This is a genomic window from Enterococcus sp. DJ147D b, assembly GCF_058216655.1.
In genome coordinates this window covers 619,118-635,901 of the sequence record NZ_CM177104.1, presented here as the reverse complement: position 1 = coordinate 635,901, position 16,784 = coordinate 619,118, and the positions used below count along the sequence as shown (strand labels likewise).

General features: G+C 37.2%; 16 protein-coding genes. 2 read left to right on the top strand and 14 right to left on the bottom strand.

Annotated elements, in window-relative coordinates; all coding sequences use genetic code 11:
- Window positions 1–350 precede the first annotated feature (350 nt).
- Window positions 351–1,244, bottom strand: a complete 894-nt coding sequence (locus AC4BD1_RS03125) for a deoxyribonuclease IV (RefSeq protein WP_206909719.1) — start codon at window positions 1,242–1,244, stop codon at window positions 351–353.
- A gap of 238 nt (window positions 1,245–1,482) precedes the next feature.
- On the opposite strand from AC4BD1_RS03125, the gene AC4BD1_RS03120 reads away from it, so the two are divergent.
- Window positions 1,483–3,837 (top strand): transglycosylase domain-containing protein, encoded by a 2,355-nt coding sequence (locus tag AC4BD1_RS03120; protein ID WP_490485796.1) that lies wholly within the window; start codon window positions 1,483–1,485, stop codon window positions 3,835–3,837.
- Window positions 3,838–3,937: 100 nt separating this feature from the next.
- Here AC4BD1_RS03120 and ccpA read toward each other — a convergent pair whose 3' ends face one another.
- A complete protein-coding gene (gene ccpA, locus AC4BD1_RS03115) occupies window positions 3,938–4,939 on the bottom strand; it encodes a catabolite control protein A (RefSeq protein ID WP_067483841.1) in 1,002 nt (333 codons plus the stop codon).
- A gap of 210 nt (window positions 4,940–5,149) precedes the next feature.
- Between ccpA and AC4BD1_RS03110 the strand changes: the two genes are divergently transcribed.
- Window positions 5,150–6,253, top strand: coding sequence for a M24 family metallopeptidase (locus tag AC4BD1_RS03110; protein ID WP_490466955.1), 1,104 nt, complete (start codon window positions 5,150–5,152; stop codon window positions 6,251–6,253).
- A 269-nt stretch (window positions 6,254–6,522) separates the two neighbouring features.
- Here the strand turns inward: AC4BD1_RS03110 and AC4BD1_RS03105 are convergent, their stop codons facing one another.
- The 12 genes from AC4BD1_RS03105 to pstB (AC4BD1_RS03050) form a co-directional block, all read right to left on the bottom strand.
- Entirely contained in the window at window positions 6,523–7,104 is a 582-nt protein-coding gene (locus tag AC4BD1_RS03105; protein WP_490466954.1) for a YtxH domain-containing protein, read from the bottom strand.
- A 2-nt stretch (window positions 7,105–7,106) separates the two neighbouring features.
- A complete protein-coding gene (locus AC4BD1_RS03100) occupies window positions 7,107–7,547 on the bottom strand; it encodes a DUF948 domain-containing protein (protein ID WP_206898449.1) in 441 nt (146 codons plus the stop codon).
- 154 nt (window positions 7,548–7,701) lie between these two features.
- On the bottom strand, window positions 7,702–8,616 hold the full coding sequence (galU, locus tag AC4BD1_RS03095; RefSeq protein ID WP_242589819.1) for a UTP--glucose-1-phosphate uridylyltransferase GalU: 915 nt from the start codon (window positions 8,614–8,616) through the stop codon (window positions 7,702–7,704).
- 14 nt (window positions 8,617–8,630) lie between these two features.
- Window positions 8,631–9,662, bottom strand: coding sequence for an NAD(P)H-dependent glycerol-3-phosphate dehydrogenase (locus AC4BD1_RS03090; RefSeq protein WP_206907192.1), 1,032 nt, complete (start codon window positions 9,660–9,662; stop codon window positions 8,631–8,633).
- Window positions 9,663–9,703: 41 nt separating this feature from the next.
- Window positions 9,704–10,537 carry a prolipoprotein diacylglyceryl transferase gene (gene lgt / locus AC4BD1_RS03085; RefSeq protein WP_206907189.1) on the bottom strand — a complete coding sequence of 278 codons (834 nt, stop codon included), beginning with the start codon at window positions 10,535–10,537 and terminating at the stop codon, window positions 9,704–9,706.
- Window positions 10,538–10,555: 18 nt separating this feature from the next.
- Window positions 10,556–11,491, bottom strand: coding sequence for an HPr(Ser) kinase/phosphatase (hprK, locus tag AC4BD1_RS03080; protein WP_067483827.1), 936 nt, complete (start codon window positions 11,489–11,491; stop codon window positions 10,556–10,558).
- A gap of 205 nt (window positions 11,492–11,696) precedes the next feature.
- Window positions 11,697–12,050: a phage holin family protein gene (locus tag AC4BD1_RS03075; RefSeq protein WP_206898446.1), complete on the bottom strand. Its 354-nt coding sequence runs from the start codon at window positions 12,048–12,050 to the stop codon at window positions 11,697–11,699.
- Entirely contained in the window at window positions 12,050–12,355 is a 306-nt protein-coding gene (locus tag AC4BD1_RS03070; protein ID WP_206898445.1) for a PspC domain-containing protein, read from the bottom strand. Before AC4BD1_RS03070 ends, AC4BD1_RS03075 begins: the two co-directional genes overlap by 1 nt.
- 176 nt (window positions 12,356–12,531) lie before the next feature.
- Window positions 12,532–14,103: a daptomycin-sensing surface protein LiaX gene (liaX, locus tag AC4BD1_RS03065; protein ID WP_490466953.1), complete on the bottom strand. Its 1,572-nt coding sequence runs from the start codon at window positions 14,101–14,103 to the stop codon at window positions 12,532–12,534.
- A gap of 402 nt (window positions 14,104–14,505) precedes the next feature.
- A complete protein-coding gene (gene phoU / locus AC4BD1_RS03060; protein ID WP_067483819.1) occupies window positions 14,506–15,183 on the bottom strand; it encodes a phosphate signaling complex protein PhoU in 678 nt (225 codons plus the stop codon).
- 12 nt (window positions 15,184–15,195) lie between these two features.
- Window positions 15,196–15,954 carry a phosphate ABC transporter ATP-binding protein PstB gene (pstB, locus tag AC4BD1_RS03055; RefSeq protein WP_206898443.1) on the bottom strand — a complete coding sequence of 253 codons (759 nt, stop codon included), beginning with the start codon at window positions 15,952–15,954 and terminating at the stop codon, window positions 15,196–15,198.
- 15 nt (window positions 15,955–15,969) lie between these two features.
- The gene (gene pstB, locus AC4BD1_RS03050) at window positions 15,970–16,776 is read right to left on the bottom strand and encodes a phosphate ABC transporter ATP-binding protein PstB (RefSeq protein WP_206898442.1); all 807 of its coding nucleotides are present in this window, start codon (window positions 16,774–16,776) and stop codon (window positions 15,970–15,972) included.
- Window positions 16,777–16,784 lie beyond the last annotated feature (8 nt).

The window sequence follows — 16,784 nt, the reverse complement described above, 5'->3', positions numbered from 1 at the left end:
AGCAAGCAAGCACTCAAAATCGCTTTTCATATTTTGAAGTGAGTGCAAGCTATTTCGAGGAGTTGCTTAGGGAACACCGTGGATAAAGGTTGTGGCTCTAAGCGTTTAGCTCCGAAAAAATAGCAAGCAAGCACTCAAAATCGCTTTTCATATTTTGAAGTGAGCGCAAGCTATTTCGAGGAGTTGCTTAGGGAACACCGTGGATAAAGGTTGTGGCACAAAACAATCAATCACAACTAACTCTCTCTTCCTGCCACTCTTAAAAAAACAAAAAGAATCCGCAAAAATCAGTTGATTTTGCGGATTCTTTTTTATTTATTTCCTATTAGTTTCTGTTTTTGCAATTGAGTTTATACTTCTTCTAACAGTTCTGGAAAAATCGTTGGATCAAACTTTTGTTCTTTGAACATCGTGATTTCTTTTCCATAAGGTGCATAAGCTTTCTTTTTATCTTTTCCAACGTAAGGAGTTTCTAAAATTTTTGATACCTGTTCAAAACGAGCATCATGAACAATTGTGTTCAATGTATCAAAGCCAATCGTTCCAAAGCCGATATTCGCATGTCGATCTTTATGCGAGCCTTGGGGATTTTTAGAATCATTAATATGTAACACTTTTAAACGATCCAAACCAATTACTCGATCAAATTCAGTCATCACACCATCAAAATCATTTTTCACATCATAACCTGCATCATTTGTGTGGCAAGTATCAAAAGTGACAGATAATTTTTCATTCAAAGTTACACCATCAATAATTTTCGCTATTTCTTCAAACGTTCGACCAATTTCTGTTCCTTTACCTGCCATTGTTTCTAAAGCAATCTGAGCTGTTTGGTCTTTCGTCAATACCTCATTTAGTCCTTCAACGATGCGTGCAATTCCCGCTTCAGGACCAGCGCCAACATGTGCACCCGGATGTAAAGTAATCTGAGTTGCGCCCAATGCTTCAGCACGTTCGATTTCTTCTCTTAAAAATTGAATTGCAAAAGGAAACATTTCTGGTTTGACTGTATTTCCCAAATTAATAATGTACGGTGCATGAACGACAATATTTGAAAGACCATTTTCTGCCATAAATTCCTTTCCTGCAGGAATATTCATTTCGTCAATTGCTTTTCTTCTGGTATTTTGTGGTGCGCCTGTATAGATCATAAAAGTTGAAGCACCATAGCTTGCTGCTTCTTCAGCTGCGCCTAAAAGCATTTTTTTTCCACTCATACTAACATGTGAGCCTAGTAACATGTATTTTTCCTCCTATTATTCCAGTCGTTTGCTCCAGATGAATTGGTCTGTTTTGAGCCCTTTTTTCATCTTAACCGAAACCATACATAAAGAAAAGTTTAAGGATTGTCTCTTGAAAAAATTCTTCAAAAAGAATGCTTTTTTTCAATTAAAATTGGTCATTTTATCCTAAAAAATGCAGAACCTGTTTTTTTGCCTGTTTTTTTGCTATAATTAGCGAAATAATTCAATAGTTGAGGTGACTCTTTTGCCACAAAAAGATATTAAAAAAAGGAAGAAACACGCGAACACCGAAAAATGGTTTATTCCTAAAATTATTTTTAGAGTTTTTCAGTCGTTAGCAGTCGTGATTGTCGTACTTTTGTTACTAGCTGGTGCACTTGGCCTCGGGATTGGGGCTGGTTATTTTGCTTACCTTGTTGAAGATACTCAGACACCAACAAAAGAAGAATTGCAAGCTGATCTAGGCAACATCACAGAAACATCTAAGCTTGTCTATTCAGATAATAGTGAGATTTCAACCATTCAAACAGATTTGATGCGAACAACCGTCACTTCAGACAAGATTTCTCCTCTATTAAAAACAGCGATTATTAGTACAGAGGATGAGTATTTTGATGAACATGAAGGTTTTGTACCTAAAGCAGTCTTGCGTGCTTTAGTTTCTGAAGCTACTGGGATTGGTTCTTCTGGTGGTTCGACATTGACACAGCAGTTAGTTAAGCAACAAATCTTGACTGATGAAACAACCTTCAAAAGAAAAGCCAATGAGATTTTACTTTCTGCACAAGTCGAAAAGTATTTTTCTAAAGATGAGATTATTTCAACCTATCTGAACGTTTCTCCTTTTGGCCGAAATAACAAAGGACAAAATATCGCTGGTGTGCAGGAAGCTGCAAAAGGAATTTTTGGTGTAGATGCAAAAGATGTTTCTCTACCGCAAGCTGCTTTTATTGCTGGTTTGCCACAAAGTCCGATTACTTATAGTCCTTACACGAATACTGGTGCTTTGAAAGAAGACGTTTCTGACGGACTTGAACGAAAAGATTTTGTTTTATTCAGTATGTATCGTGAAAAGAAGATCACAAAGGAAGAATACGAAGCAGCAAAAGCTTACGATTTGACCAAAGATTTCTTACCGCAACAAATTGCCGAACAAAATGATCGTGAATTTCTCTATTATACTGTTATGAATAATGCAACTGAAATTGTAACTAAGCAACTAGCCGAAAAAGATAATGCTGACCTTACTGATAGTAAAACGTACGATGCTTACTACCAAAAAGCACAACAAACAATCCAAAACAAAGGCTATACCGTTCATTCAACCATTGATAAAGATATTTATGCAGCTATGCAGGATGCAGTTGCAAATTATGGTTATTTATTAGATGACGTTTCCGGTACTCGTGTCGAAACTGGGAATGTGTTAATGGACAATCGAACGGGTCGAATTTATGGTTTCGTTGGCAGTCGTGATTACGCTCAAAGCCAAAATAATCACGCCTTCGATATGATGCGCCAAGCTGGTTCTTCAATCAAGCCAGTATTGGTTTATGGCCCCGCGATTGATATGGGCTTAGTTGGTTCCGAATCACGAATTTCTAACTACACGACGACTTGGAAAGAAGGCGCAAATTCTGGCGAGGAAATTGTGAATGCAACCAATCAACACCTCAATACCTTCCAAACGATTCGTGAGTCTTTAGACTGGTCAAATAACATACCTGCCTATCATTTGTATCAAAATGTACTTGATTCAGGTGGATCAAAACAATCTGCTTATGATAACTATTTAGCTAAGATGAACTATCCGAAAAATGATAACTGGGGTGTTGAATCTGCACCATTAGGAACTGTAGAAGTGACCACCCTTCAGCAAACAAATGGATTTCAAACATTAGCTAATAATGGTGTGTACCAAGAAGGTTATCTGATTGATTCAATCACAGATAACGAAGGAAATGTTATTTACAAACATGAAGAAAAGCCGGTACGTGTCTATTCAGAAGCAGCCGCTTCAATTATGAATAACTTAATGCGTAGTGTATTAGATCAAAAAATCACTACACCATTTAAAGAAGTGATTACAAATCTAGATGGCACGTTAGGGAATGCTGATTGGGTTGGAAAAACTGGTTCAACCAACGAATATCGTGATTCTTGGTTAATTGTTTCAACACCATCGGTTACAATTAGCAGTTGGTCTGGACACGATGATAACACTCCAATGGACAATCAAGCCGGAAAACGTTCCGCAAACTATTTAGCTTATTTAATCAATCGTGTCTATCAAACGAATCCAACTGTTTTTGCAACACAAGAAAAATTTGAACTTTCCTCTGATGTCAAAAAAGAAAAAGTTGCTTCCTTTACTGGTCAACTTCCTGGAAAAGTTACAGTCAATAAACGTTCGATCCAAACACCAAGTAATACGGTTGAATCTCTTTGGGCAAAAAATGAGCCAGAAAAGAGCACCTTTAAATTTGGTATTGGTGGAACAGATGAAAATTATACGGATTATTGGAAAACTGCTTCTGCCTATGCACGTACAACTTCCAAAACAAAAGATACCAAAAAGAATAATGATTAAAAGCAAAACCCACGATAGGCGTCGTGGGTTTTTACTTTGTATAAAAAAGCTAGCCATGAGCAATCAAATGGATTGCTCATGGCTAGCTTTTAAGTCAAAATTATTTTGTTGAACCTTTTTCTTCAATTCCATAAGGTAAAACAATTGTTTTTTCTTCAACTTCCTCTTTGTTCATCATTTTTGTCAACAAACGCATTGAAACTGCGCCAATATCATACAAAGGCTGGGTAATGCTTGTCAAACGAGGACGAGCTACTTCTGTTAGCAGTGAATTGTTGCTTGTAATGATCTCAAATTCTTCCGGAACTTTGATTCCTTTATCTAGCATGCCATCTAAAATACCAATCGCTAATTCATCATCTGAAACGTACACAGCAGTTGCTCCGCTGTTATGGATACGATCAACTAATGACAAACCATCTTTGAAATTATAACTTGCTTCGAAAATCAACCCTTCACTATAAGGTAAGTTGTTTTCTTTCAATGCATCTTTGTACCCTTTCAAACGATTTTGACCGTTGATTGGATCAATTAGTGCACCACTAACGAAAGCAATTTTTTCGTTGCCGTTTTTAGCTAATTGATTCACTGCATCTTTTGTTGCAGAAGTATAATCAATATTTACACTACCTACTTGTTCATCTGGGTCAATAGAGCCAGCCAAAACAACTGGTGTTTTTGAGCGAGAAAATTCTCCGCGGATTTCATCCGTAATATGATGACCCATAAAAATCACACCATCAACTTGTTTTGCTAACAAGTTGTTTAGTACGTTTACTTCTTTTTGGTCGTTACCATCTGAGTTAGCCAAAATGATATTGTATTTGTACATTGTAGCAACGTCATCGATTCCTCGAGCTAATGAAGCAAAAAACATATTGCTGACATCAGGAATAATTACACCAACAGTAGTAGTTTTCTTGCTTGCTAGTCCACGCGCAACAGCATTTGGTCGATAATCAAGACGATCGATTACTTCCAAAACTTTCTTTCGTGTCGCAGGTTTAACATTTGGGTTTCCGTTCACTACACGTGAAACAGTTGCCATTGACACATTTGCTTCTCTAGCTACATCGTAGATAGTAATTGTTTGTTTTTCCATTTGTGTTCTCCCGTTCTTATTTATCTGATTTTTTCTGAAAATACGACTTACATTTCTAAATTAGAATATCAAATTATTTTGTGGATTGCAACCGTTTTAACAGTGTTTTCATGAAAATTATGTTTTTCTTTCAATTTATCGGAATGGTCTTTCGAAAAATTTAATGTTACAATGAGAAATAGTTTGAATTATCAGAAAGAAGGAAGCTAAATGAACAATGTAAAAATCAATGAATTGCGTCAATGGATGGCAGATAATCAGGTTGCGCTTGCTTACATCAGTGATCCTGGACATATCGCATATTTCTCAGGTTATGAAAGTGATCCCCACGAACGAGTGCTTGCGTTATTCATTCCATTAGAACAAGACCCATTTTTATTTACACCAGCTTTAGAAGTTGATGATGCAAAAAATAGTGGTTGGACATTTGATGTTCGCGGTTACCTTGACAGTGAAAACCCTTGGGAAATCATTGGCAAAGAAATTCGCGCACGCTATGGTCAACCCGGTAATGTTGGGATAGAAAAAAATGCTTTGACTGTTGAACGTTTTGACTATCTGTCAGATATTTTATCTGGTACAGATTTCTTTACAGACTTGACTTCAGTGATTCAACGTTTGCAATTGATCAAAACAGTTGAAGAAAAAGATAAATTGATTGCTGCTGGAAAATGGGCAGATGTTGCTTTTGAAATTGGCTTCCAAGCAGTAAAAGAAGGTATTACAGAACAAGCAATCATTGCTGAAATTGAATACCAATTGAAAAAACAAGGCGTTTCACAAATGTCTTTTGATACGTTAGTTTTAGCTGGAAAAAATGCTGCTAGTCCTCATGGTGCACCAGGAAATACACCTGTTAAACCTAACGAACTGGTCCTATTCGACTTAGGTGTTGTTTGGGACGGTTATTGTAGTGACGCAACTCGAACGATTGCTTACAAAAAACCAACTGAATTCCAAGAAAAAATCTACACTATCACATTAGAAGCTCAGCTAGCAGCCCATGATGCTGTTCGTCCTGGAATTACTGCTGGTGAATTGGATCAGATTGCTCGTGGTGTAATTGATCGCTATGGCTATGGTGAATACTTCAATCATCGTTTAGGACATGGAATTGGGACAACTGTTCATGAATATCCATCTTTAGTTGAAGGTAACGATTTAGTTATTGAAGAAGGTATGTGCTTCTCTCTTGAACCAGGTATTTATATTCCTGAGCAAGTTGGTGTGCGTATTGAAGATTGTGTTTATGTAACGAAAGATGGCTGTGTGCCATTTACGACAACGCCTAAAGAATTGTTGATTTTGGAATAAGGTTGTGGCTCCAAGTGGTCAGCTTCAAGCAATAAGGATGCTTGCCTAAAAATGGCTTCCTATGTTTTTTATGACAAGAAGACTTATTGCCCTGGAAGTTGCTTGGGGAACACCGTGACTTGAGGTTATAGCACACAGAGGCTCATTTTACTAATGGCATTTAGCAAACAAAGAAACGGATTGTTTAAATTGATTTCACTCCACGATACTTAACACAAAAAGAGGGTAGATCGGAAATTATTCCGACCTGCCCTCTTTAACAATGTAGTTTATTTTTCTTCTACAACTTTTTTAGTAGCATCTTTTACATCTTCTTTTGCCATGTCTGCTAAATCTTTTGCATCTTCAACGACAGGTTTTGCTTCTGCAACACCATCTTTGACTGTTTCTTTTGCTTGTACTGCAGAAACCTTCACATCTCCTGCAATATCTGCTGTTGTGTCTTTTGCAAGACTGCCTAAATCTGCTGTTTGCTCTTTTAGTTCGTCTGCTGATTTTTTAAAACGATCAGATAGGTCTGCTGATTGTTCTTTTAAATTAACTAAAATATCATCTGATTCATCACTTACTTGGTCAGTCGTTTGATCGACTTTATTTTTGATATTTCCAGCTAACTCACCTGCTTGTTGTGAGAGGTCTGCCGCTTTTTCTTTTGCGATATCTGTTAATTCTGCAGATTTTTCTTTTGCAAGATCAGTATAATCTGAAGCTGCATCCAATAAATCATCTGCTTGTGCTGCTAGCTCATCACGTAACTCTTTTCCTGATTTTGGTGCTAACAATAACGCTGCCACTGCCGCTGCTGTTCCACCAATTACTGCACCTAATAGAAATCCACCTTTTTTAGCCATATTTAAATTCCTCCTGTCTGTTCATCTTGTTTTTTATTTTTAAAAAATTTCATTGCTGTTCCGCCGACTTTTCCAGCAACCGTTGCCTTAGCGGTTGTCTTACCAATACCGCCAACTTTTGTCACTAAATTTTTACTTGAAGAATTCAATTCTGAAACACTTTCACTTAGATCAGCTACAGCTGTAAACAATGGATCAATTGTTGCGACTTTCCCATTGACATCTTCAAGCAAGTCATTACTTTTCACAAGTAGACCTTCTACTTGTCGTGATAAGATATCCACATCTTTTGTTACAATGGCAATCGTTGTATTTGCTTCTGCAACAGTTTTATCCACTTTTTCTAACGTTTTTGATACTTGCATCAAAATTCGTACTAAAAATACTACTAACACAGCAAAGGCAATTGCTGCAATCAATCCTGCGATTTCTCCGCCTGTCATAATCAATCTCCTTCCCTTGTCTCTCCTCTTAAGAATAGCATTTCCCATTTTTTTAGACAAATAAAATACTACCAATTCTTGTTTTTATGAAAAAAAAAGCCTCAACTACTAGTAAACTATGAGTAGTTGAGGCTCTTTCTTACGCAAAAGTAACTTATTTTTCTTTTGATTCAACTTTTTTTGTTTCTTTTGCTGGAGTTGCTAATGTTTTGCTCAACTCAATGATATATTCTTTTAATGGCGCACCAACTTCTGGATGTTTTAATCCATATTCAATACTTGTTTTCATAAACCCAAATTTGTCTCCCACATCAAAACGTTGACCTGTAAATTGACGAGCGAAGACGCGCTGTGTTTTATTCAAAGTGTCAATGGCATCCGTTAATTGGATTTCATTTCCCGCACCAGGTTCTTGGTTTTCTAAAACATCAAAGATTTCTGGAGTCAACAAGTAACGGCCAATGATTGCTAAGTCACTTGGTGCTTTGCTTGGATCTGGTTTTTCTACAAAGTTTTTCACATTGTACAGCCCTTTTTCTAATTCGCCGCCTGGATTGATAATACCATATTTTGATGTTTCTTCATGTGGTACTTCCATCACAGCAAGGGTTGAAGCATGCGTTTCTTCATAGTCATTGATCAATTGCTGTGTTAACGGAATCTTGTCTTCCATGATGTCATCACCAAGCATGACAACAAATGGTTCATTACCGATAAATGCTTTGGCTTGCAAAACAGCATGTCCTAACCCTTTAGGATGAGATTGACGGATGAAATGTAGATTAACATCAGTTGTTTCTTCAACTAATTTCAATAAATCATTTTTTCCTTTTTCACGAAGATTTGTTTCTAGTTCAATATTGGCATCAAAATGATCTTCAATTGGACGTTTCGCTTTTCCAGTAACAATCAAAATATCTTCAATACCTGATTTCAATGCTTCTTCGACGATAAATTGAATCGTTGGTTTGTCCACGATTGGTAACATTTCTTTGGCCATTGCTTTCGTAGCTGGTAAAAATCTTGTTCCTAATCCAGCTGCTGGAATAACTGCTTTTTTTACTTTCATGATTGACGACTCCTTTAAAAAATAGTTAATGAAAATTCGTTTTCAACTTTTCCATCACGTAGCATAATTTCTTTTGCTGCTTTTTTGATATCTTTTCCTTCATAGAGAACTTCATAAATCGTTTGTGTTATCGGCATTTCCACACCCATACTACGGGCTAATTCCATAGCTGCTTGTGTCGTATTGACACCTTCGACTACCATCCCCATATTTTCCAATACTTCGGGTAATTTTTGGCCTTGTCCTAATAAATTTCCCGCCCGCCAATTACGAGAATGAACACTCGTCCCTGTGACGATCAGATCACCAACACCGCTTAATCCAATGAAGGTTAACGGGTTAGCACCCATTGCAACGCCTAAACGACTGATTTCAGCTAAGCCTCTTGTCATGATTGCAGCTTTGGCATTATCGCCAAAACCCAGACCATGAATGGCTCCTGTGCCGATCGCAATAATATTTTTCAGCGCTGCCCCCATCTCAACTCCGATGACGTCAGGATTGGTATAAACTCGGAAATAACTGTTCATAAATAATTCTTGGACGTATTTTGCAGCTTCTGTATTCGTACTTGCTGCTGTGATTGTTGTGATATCATGATTGACTACTTCCTCAGCATGACTTGGTCCAGATAAGACAACGACTGCTTTTCTTTGTTCCACTGGGATTTCTTCTAGTAAAATTTCTGAAATGCGCTTATGGGTCTTTTGTTCCAATCCCTTGCTGGCATGAATGATGACAGGCTTCGTGTTTGGTGTCATTTTCATTATTACTTCTTGCGCAACAGAGCGAATGGCTTTCGTTGGCACCACGAATAAAATAGTATCTACCTCAGCTAAGGCTTCTTCCATTTCAGTAAACGCCCGAATAGATGTTGCTAACTTCAGTTCTGGTAAATATCGTTGATTCGTATGCTTTGTGTTGATTTCAGTTACTTGTTCTGCTCGGTGTCCCCAGATCCTTACATCATGACCATTTTCTGCAAGCACCTGAGCTAGTGCCGTCCCCCATGACCCAGGACCTAACACTGCGATTTTTTGTTGCATTTAATCACTCCTTTGCACGGAACATTGTTTGCTTGATCAATTTAAATAATTGATTGGTTCTCACCAAAACTTCGATCATAATCTGTTAGATTTTTATCTTTTTTACGACGTAAAATGAATACGGCGATGGTTCCAATAAATAGTACCGCTGAAAGTAATTGAGAAATACGAATGACATCTAAGAAGTATAAGCTATCTGTTCGAAGTCCTTCGATGAAGAAACGTCCGAAACTGTACCAGATAAGATATAAAAGAAAAACTTCTCCTTTTTTTAGCAGATGTGGTCGTTTCCTCAATACCAATAACAAGACGACGCCTAGCAAACTCCATACAGATTCATAGAGAAAAGTCGGTTGACGAAACGCGCCATCAATGTACATATTTTCAATAATAAACTGTGGTAAATGTAGACTTTCTAAAAAGCTACGAGTTGTTTCTGGACCAAAAGCTTCATGATTCATAAAATTTCCCCACCGTCCAATGGCTTGTGCAAGCAACACGCTAGGTGCTGCGATATCCAGAAAAGTCCACGGCGAGATAAAGTGATACTTGGTGAAGAAATACATTGTAAGTCCACCAGCAATCAGTCCCCCATAAATTGCTAGCCCACCCGAGCGAATATTAAAAATCTGGATTGGGTCTGCAATATATTGCGGTAAGTCAAAAAGAATATAATATAAACGAGCACCGATGATTGAAAGTGGTAATCCCCATAGCATGAAATCCGTCACGTCATCTGCTTTCATACCGACTCTGACTGCTTCCCTTGTGCTTAGCCACATGGCAATAATGATCCCTGAAACAATGATCAATGCATACCAATAAATAGGGATACCGGCAAGCTCAAACGCTACTCGATTGATTTGTGCGAGCATTTTGTCACTCCTTATTTATTAATTTCCTGAATTTTCTTCGATTAAACGACTTAATCGTTCTTCAAATGTTTTTGTTGCGTCAAATCCCATTGTTTTCGCACGGAAATTCATCGCAGCAACTTCAATGATGATCGCCACATTTCGTCCAGTCTTCACTGGGATTTTGATTTGTGGGATGCCGACTTCTGCAATTTCAACCGACGTATCTTCCGAACCTAACCGATCATATTTTTTATCTTTCGCCCAAGCCTCTAAATAGACTGCCAATTGCACTTGCATCGAGCCACGTACCGCACTTGCACCGAACAAGTTCATGACATCGATGATCCCAATTCCACGAATCTCAATCAAATGCTCCAAAATTTTTGGTGGTTCACCAATCACGGTCAGTTCATCTTGTTGATAGACATCTACTCGGTCATCTGCAATCAAACGGTGACCACGCTTGATCAACTCTAGCGCTGTTTCACTCTTACCAATACCACTATCACCTTGGATCAAGACACCTAATCCATAAACATCCACTAAAACACCATGGACGCTTGTTCGTGGTGCTAATCGTCCGTCTAAATAGCTAGAAAGTTCTCCTAACAAACGTGATGTTGAAATTGGTGAACGCAAAACAGCCATCCCATGTTCATTTGCAGCCTGAATCATTTCTTCTGGTGCAGATAAACCTCTGGAGATAATAAACGCGGGCATATCTTCGCTGCATAAGCGTCGCATGATCATCAAACGTTCCTCTGGAATCATGCGCTCTGCAAAACTAATTTCTTTGCTTCCAAATAACTGAAGCCGATCATGTGAATAATAACTAAAATAACCGGTCAATTCTAAGCCTGGACGTGAAATGTCACCTGTGACTATGACACGCTCTAAACTTTTTTCATCGCCGGTCACGATTTCTAAAGATAATTTTTCAACCAGTTGGCTAACTTTAACTACTTCTGCCATATCCATGCAACCTCATTTCTATTAGGGTGTTCATTTTTATTTTATCATTGTCTATCCAAACTTACTACCAAATAAAAAAAACGTTTTATTTCTTTTTTAAATAAAAAAAGATTGCAAGAAAAGTCTGTTGAACTTTCCCTGCAATCTCCATTTTTCTTTTGTTAAACAAAGAAATGCTGATTTTTTTGTCATTATCTTTTCATAGTTACTGACGATTTAAATTATGCTCACTAACAACAACATTTACTAATGACATAACAATTGCTACTAAAAATGCTGCACCAAATGATGCAAATCCAAAATTAGCTGCTCCGACAAAGAAGGAAGTCAATTTTAAAATTGCCGCGTTCACTACAAAGCTAAACAAACCAAACGTAACTAAGGTCAGCGGTAAAGACAAGATTGTTAAAATCGGTTTAACAAACATGTTCAACACTGATAAAACAAAACTGGCTAACACCGCTGTCCAAATGCTACTTACATGAATCATTTGGGGAAAAATGACTGCTAGTGAAATGAATGTCAAAGTATTCACAACGATTCGTTGGAAATAAGACATTAGAAGTCACTCCAATCATCATCATCGATCTTTTCAGCTTCTTTACGTTTATTCGTTTGTTCACGGTAATTATTTTTTTGGTAGTATTCATTATTGTGACCATAGTTTGTACGAGAAGATTTACCAGATGGTATGATGATAGCTAGTAAAATGTACAAAATAATTGGACTGCCAAATGCTACAAGACTCAAAAAGACATACACCACACGAACAATGGTTGGGTCTATACCAAGAAACTCTGCAATTCCTGCAAGTGTACCGGTTAATACAATATTATCAGTTGATTTCGTTAATTTTTTTTTCATTCTATTTCACCTCTGTCCTACCTATTTTACTATTTTAATCGAAAATATTGGGAAACAAAAGTCTGCTCCACGATTTTTTTTGGACTATACAGATAAGAATGAACAATCCAGAATAGCCCACTTTTTTTGGGCTATTCTTTGTTCATCTTGTAACTGTTTCTTTGTTTACTGATCCTTTATTCAGCATCTTTCAAGAAGATATTACCAGTTGTGGTTGATAACTGAACTTGGGCAATTCCTGTATCAGAAATACGACGGAATTGTAACATTTGATTGGTTCTTTCTTTCTTTTCGCGAACAACGTCATACTCGCTCATGCGGCTATTGATACTGCCTAAGCTTGTTTTAGCATGCCCTTCGACACCTAACGTTTCCGGTAATGCTACTTTCACGTTTCCATTGACAGAGCTTGCTTCGACTTTTCTTAGCGAATCTTCTGTTAACGTCAAGCGAACATCTCCATTGACTAATGATACCGAAATATTTTCAGGAGTTGTTGCCATAGTGACTGTTCCATTAACTGTTTCAATGATTGAGTCTAGAATTTGACCGCGGTTCACGTCAATATTGCCATTGACTCCTTCAATTTCTAACATAGTTGCTGTTAACTCATTGATTAAGATATTTCCGTTCGTTGATTTTGCATACGTGTCTTTCGTTTCTAGACCTTTGATTGTGATGTTCCCGTTAAGCAACTTGATTGCTACGTGGTCGTACAAACGAGTTGGCAAGTAGAAAACAAGATCTGCTCGTACACGTTTATTCGGAATTTGGAAAGAAATATGGTCTTCATTGACCTCGATCTGACTTCTTTCTAAAAAGGCATCAAATGGTTCAGCTGTCATTTTTCCGTAGAGTTTGATTTTTGCTTCTACTTTGACATCTTCGCTATCCCAAGTTTTCAAAATCACGTTCCCATTTGCTGCTTTGATGTCAATAATACTTGCTTCTGGTGCTTCATAGTAAAATTCATGTTCAAATTTTGTTGTCGCAATGCCAGGAACACGTAAATTGACGTCTTTCCATTCCATATTGTCGTTCACAGAATCAGAAACGGTTTGGAATGTTTTCTTCAAGAACTTGCCTAATTGGCTACCCGCTTCAGACATTTTTTCACCAACTTGGTTCAATGTATCCGTTGCTTGTTCTTTCCAATCATCTGGTAATTCAAACTTTTCAGCAATTGAATCTTTTGTTTCTGACCATTGATTTTTACGAATATCTTTTAATTCTGCTTCAAGTTTTAATTGTTGTTCAACTAGCTTGTTGCCTTCTGCTTCTAACCCTTGGATTTCACTTTCCAATGTTTGACGTTGTTCAAGTTCTTCTGGGGTTAACTCATCTAGTTCTTCTTTCGTGTTCAACTGCATCAATGCTTCCTGTTTGTCATTGCGTGCTTGTCGATTTTCTTGTAGTTCAGCATTCACTTCATCTAAATGTGCAGATGCTTTGTTTGCTTCTGTTGCTAATTCATCAAGAATTTTTTCTAAGTTTTCTTGGTCTTGTTTTTCTTTTTCCTTTGGATCGATTTCAGGATCAGCGAGAGTTTCTTCTTCGTCATTTTCTAAATCATCCATCAATTGACTTACTTGATCTTTTTCTTTATGACTAGCAGTTACTTTGTCTGCTTCTTTTTTAATTAACTTTTCGTCTTTTTCAGTTGCCATACTTTCTAACAAATCTAAACCTTCTTCTGTCGAAAGAATTCCTTTTTTTACTAAATCTAAAATACGTTCTCTTTCTTTCATGGAAATTGCCTCCTTGAGCAAATATTGTTTGCAACTTTTCCTTACATCCATATTATGCCTTCATTTGAAGAAAATGTCATAGGACTTAAGATGTAACTTTTTCTCCATCTTCCGTCATTTCATCTACTCATTAATCATACTAAAAAAAGAGGCTAGGAGAAAACGAATTGCGTTTTCTCCTAGCCTCTTAAAGGTGAGTTTGTTTTTTGTTGTTGCGTTCTAACTTTTTAAAGTGCTTGTGCACTATCCTGTCAGAGCTACACGATTTGCGCCACAACCTTTTTCACGGTGTTCCCAAAGCAACTCCTTCATATAACTTGCATTCACTTCAAAATATAGAAAGCTATTTTGAGTGCTTGCTCGTTATCTATTCGGAGCTACACGCTTTGCGCCACAACCTTTTTAAAAAATTTCATCATGGGTCGTATTCAATTCCGTAATCTTTCCCGTCGCCAAGTAAACGATCCACTCACAAATATTGGTCACATAGTCACCGATACGTTCCAAATAACTCGCAACATTTAAATAGTCTGTTCCACTAATGACTGTTTCTGGATTAGCTTCCATATTTTTGATTGTTGCATTGTAGATTCGATTGAAATATTCATTTACACGTTGATCCATATTTGCAATTGTTCGAGCGTCTTTTTCGTCCGTTTTGACATAGGCAACCAATACATTATCAACCATTTTCTTAACATAGTCCGACATATCCGAAATTTCTTTTTCGATTTCAGGAATTCTCGTTTGTCCTTTGACGCGAATCGTTGATTTTGCAACAGATACCGCGTGATCCGCCATTCTTTCCAAATCAGAACTTGCTTTCATAACTGTAATAATCATACGCAAGTCTGTCGTTACTGGTTGTTGTAAAGCAATCATTTCAAAGCTTTTCTTTTCTAAACGAATTTCCATATCATTGATATTTGTATCGTTTTCGATTACTTCTTGTGCAAGGGCTTTGTCATGTTTCACATAAGAGCGAACAGACTTATGCACCGCACTGCTGACCATCATACCCATTTCATAAAATTGATTATGAAGGTTTAGTAATTCCTCTTCAAATTGCGTTCGTAGCATTTTATTTCCCCCTTATCCGAATCGTCCTGAGATGTAATCTTCTGTTTCTTGTTTTTCTGGATTCATGAAAATTTTCTTTGTATCATTGAATTCAATTAAATGGCCATCTAAGAAAAAAGCTGTTTTATCTGAGATACGAGAAGCTTGTGACATATTATGTGTAACCATGATCATCGTATAATTCTCTTTCAATTCTAACAACATACTTTCAATTTTTCCAGTTGAAACAGGGTCAAGCGCGCTTGTTGGTTCATCTAATAAAATAATTTCTGGATTGACTGCTAACACACGTGCGATACATACCCGTTGTTGTTGCCCACCAGATAAAGATAATGCGCTCTTATGCAGTTTATCCTTCACATCATCCCAAACAGAGGCAGCTTTCAGACTTTCTTCAACTACTTGATCCAACACTTTTTTATCTTTTTCGCCTTTTAGTCTTAACCCATAAATAACGTTCTCATAGATTGAAAAAGGAAAGGGATTAGGCTGTTGGAATACCATACCGATTTCTTTCCTTAGCTCAACGGTATCCGTTTTAGGACCGTAGATATCTTTTCCTTTATACAGCACACTACCGGTAATCGTTACACCAGGAATCAAGTCATTCATTCGGTTCAATGAACGCAAGTAAGTGGACTTTCCACAACCTGAAGGTCCAATCATCGCAGTAATCTCACCTTGGTTGATACTTAAGTCGATGCCTTTTAAAGCTTCTTTTTTACCATAATATAAATGAAGATCTTTTGATGAAATAATTTCTTTTGTCATAGTGAAGCCTCCGTTTTAACCAAAATGACCGGACACATAATCTTCGGTTGCTTGAATTTTCGGTCTAGTAAATATCTTTTTCGTTTGATCGTATTCAATCACTTTCCCTAAGTAAAAGAATGCTGTGTAGTCACTGATACGCGCAGCTTGTTGCATATTGTGCGTGACAATAATGATAGTAAAGTCTTCCTTCAAGTTCACTAGGGTTTCTTCCACAGTACCTGTCGAAATAGGATCTAATGCACTTGCTGGTTCATCCAATAATAAAATATCTGGTTTCATTGCAATTGCGCGGGCAATACATAGACGTTGCTGTTGCCCCCCTGATAAGGCTAATGCACTTTTATCAAGGTTATCTTTGACCTGATCCCACAAAGCGGCTTGTTTCAAACTAGTTTCAACAATTTCATCTAGTTTCTTTTTATCTTTTTCGCCATGTTGCTTCAAAGCAAACGTGATATTTTCATAAATTGATTTACTGAATGGGTTAGGACGCTGGAATACCATGCCGATTCGTTTGCGCATTTCATACACATCGACTTGTGGTGCATTGACATCAACATCCTTATACATGATTTTTCCCGTGATTTTTGTATTTGCAATTCCATCATTCATTCGATTCAGTGAACGTAAATAAGTGGACTTCCCACAACCAGAAGGACCGATCAAGGCAGTGATTTTATTTTTTTCAAATTCTAAATCAACACCTTTGATTGCTTCATTGTCACCGTACCAGACATGTAAATCTTCCGTGTGTAAAGCAATTTTCTTTTCCGGAGGCATTGTGATGATATTTGTATCATTCAAATTGTATTCTTTCATAGTTTCTT

What these genes read in the sequence shown, in the direction of transcription:
- hprK (WP_067483827.1), bottom strand. Translation starts at nt 11,491, where the DNA reads ATGGCAGAAGTAGTTAAAGTTAGCCAACTGGTTGAAAAATTATCTTTA.
- AC4BD1_RS03110 (WP_490466955.1), top strand. Translation starts at nt 5,150, where the DNA reads ATGAACAATGTAAAAATCAATGAATTGCGTCAATGGATGGCAGATAAT.
- galU (WP_242589819.1), bottom strand. Translation starts at nt 8,616, where the DNA reads ATGAAAGTAAAAAAAGCAGTTATTCCAGCAGCTGGATTAGGAACAAGA.
- lgt (WP_206907189.1), bottom strand. Translation starts at nt 10,537, where the DNA reads ATGCTCGCACAAATCAATCGAGTAGCGTTTGAGCTTGCCGGTATCCCT.
- phoU (WP_067483819.1), bottom strand. Translation starts at nt 15,183, where the DNA reads ATGCTACGAACGCAATTTGAAGAGGAATTACTAAACCTTCATAATCAA.
- AC4BD1_RS03125 (WP_206909719.1), bottom strand. Translation starts at nt 1,244, where the DNA reads ATGTTACTAGGCTCACATGTTAGTATGAGTGGAAAAAAAATGCTTTTA.
- pstB (WP_206898443.1), bottom strand. Translation starts at nt 15,954, where the DNA reads ATGACAAAAGAAATTATTTCATCAAAAGATCTTCATTTATATTATGGT.
- AC4BD1_RS03105 (WP_490466954.1), bottom strand. Translation starts at nt 7,104, where the DNA reads ATGGCTAAAAAAGGTGGATTTCTATTAGGTGCAGTAATTGGTGGAACA.
- liaX (WP_490466953.1), bottom strand. Translation starts at nt 14,103, where the DNA reads ATGAAAGAAAGAGAACGTATTTTAGATTTAGTAAAAAAAGGAATTCTT.
- ccpA (WP_067483841.1), bottom strand. Translation starts at nt 4,939, where the DNA reads ATGGAAAAACAAACAATTACTATCTACGATGTAGCTAGAGAAGCAAAT.
- AC4BD1_RS03090 (WP_206907192.1), bottom strand. Translation starts at nt 9,662, where the DNA reads ATGCAACAAAAAATCGCAGTGTTAGGTCCTGGGTCATGGGGGACGGCA.
- pstB (WP_206898442.1), bottom strand. Translation starts at nt 16,776, where the DNA reads ATGAAAGAATACAATTTGAATGATACAAATATCATCACAATGCCTCCG.
- AC4BD1_RS03075 (WP_206898446.1), bottom strand. Translation starts at nt 12,050, where the DNA reads ATGTCTTATTTCCAACGAATCGTTGTGAATACTTTGACATTCATTTCA.
- AC4BD1_RS03100 (WP_206898449.1), bottom strand. Translation starts at nt 7,547, where the DNA reads ATGACAGGCGGAGAAATCGCAGGATTGATTGCAGCAATTGCCTTTGCT.
- AC4BD1_RS03070 (WP_206898445.1), bottom strand. Translation starts at nt 12,355, where the DNA reads ATGAAAAAAAAATTAACGAAATCAACTGATAATATTGTATTAACCGGT.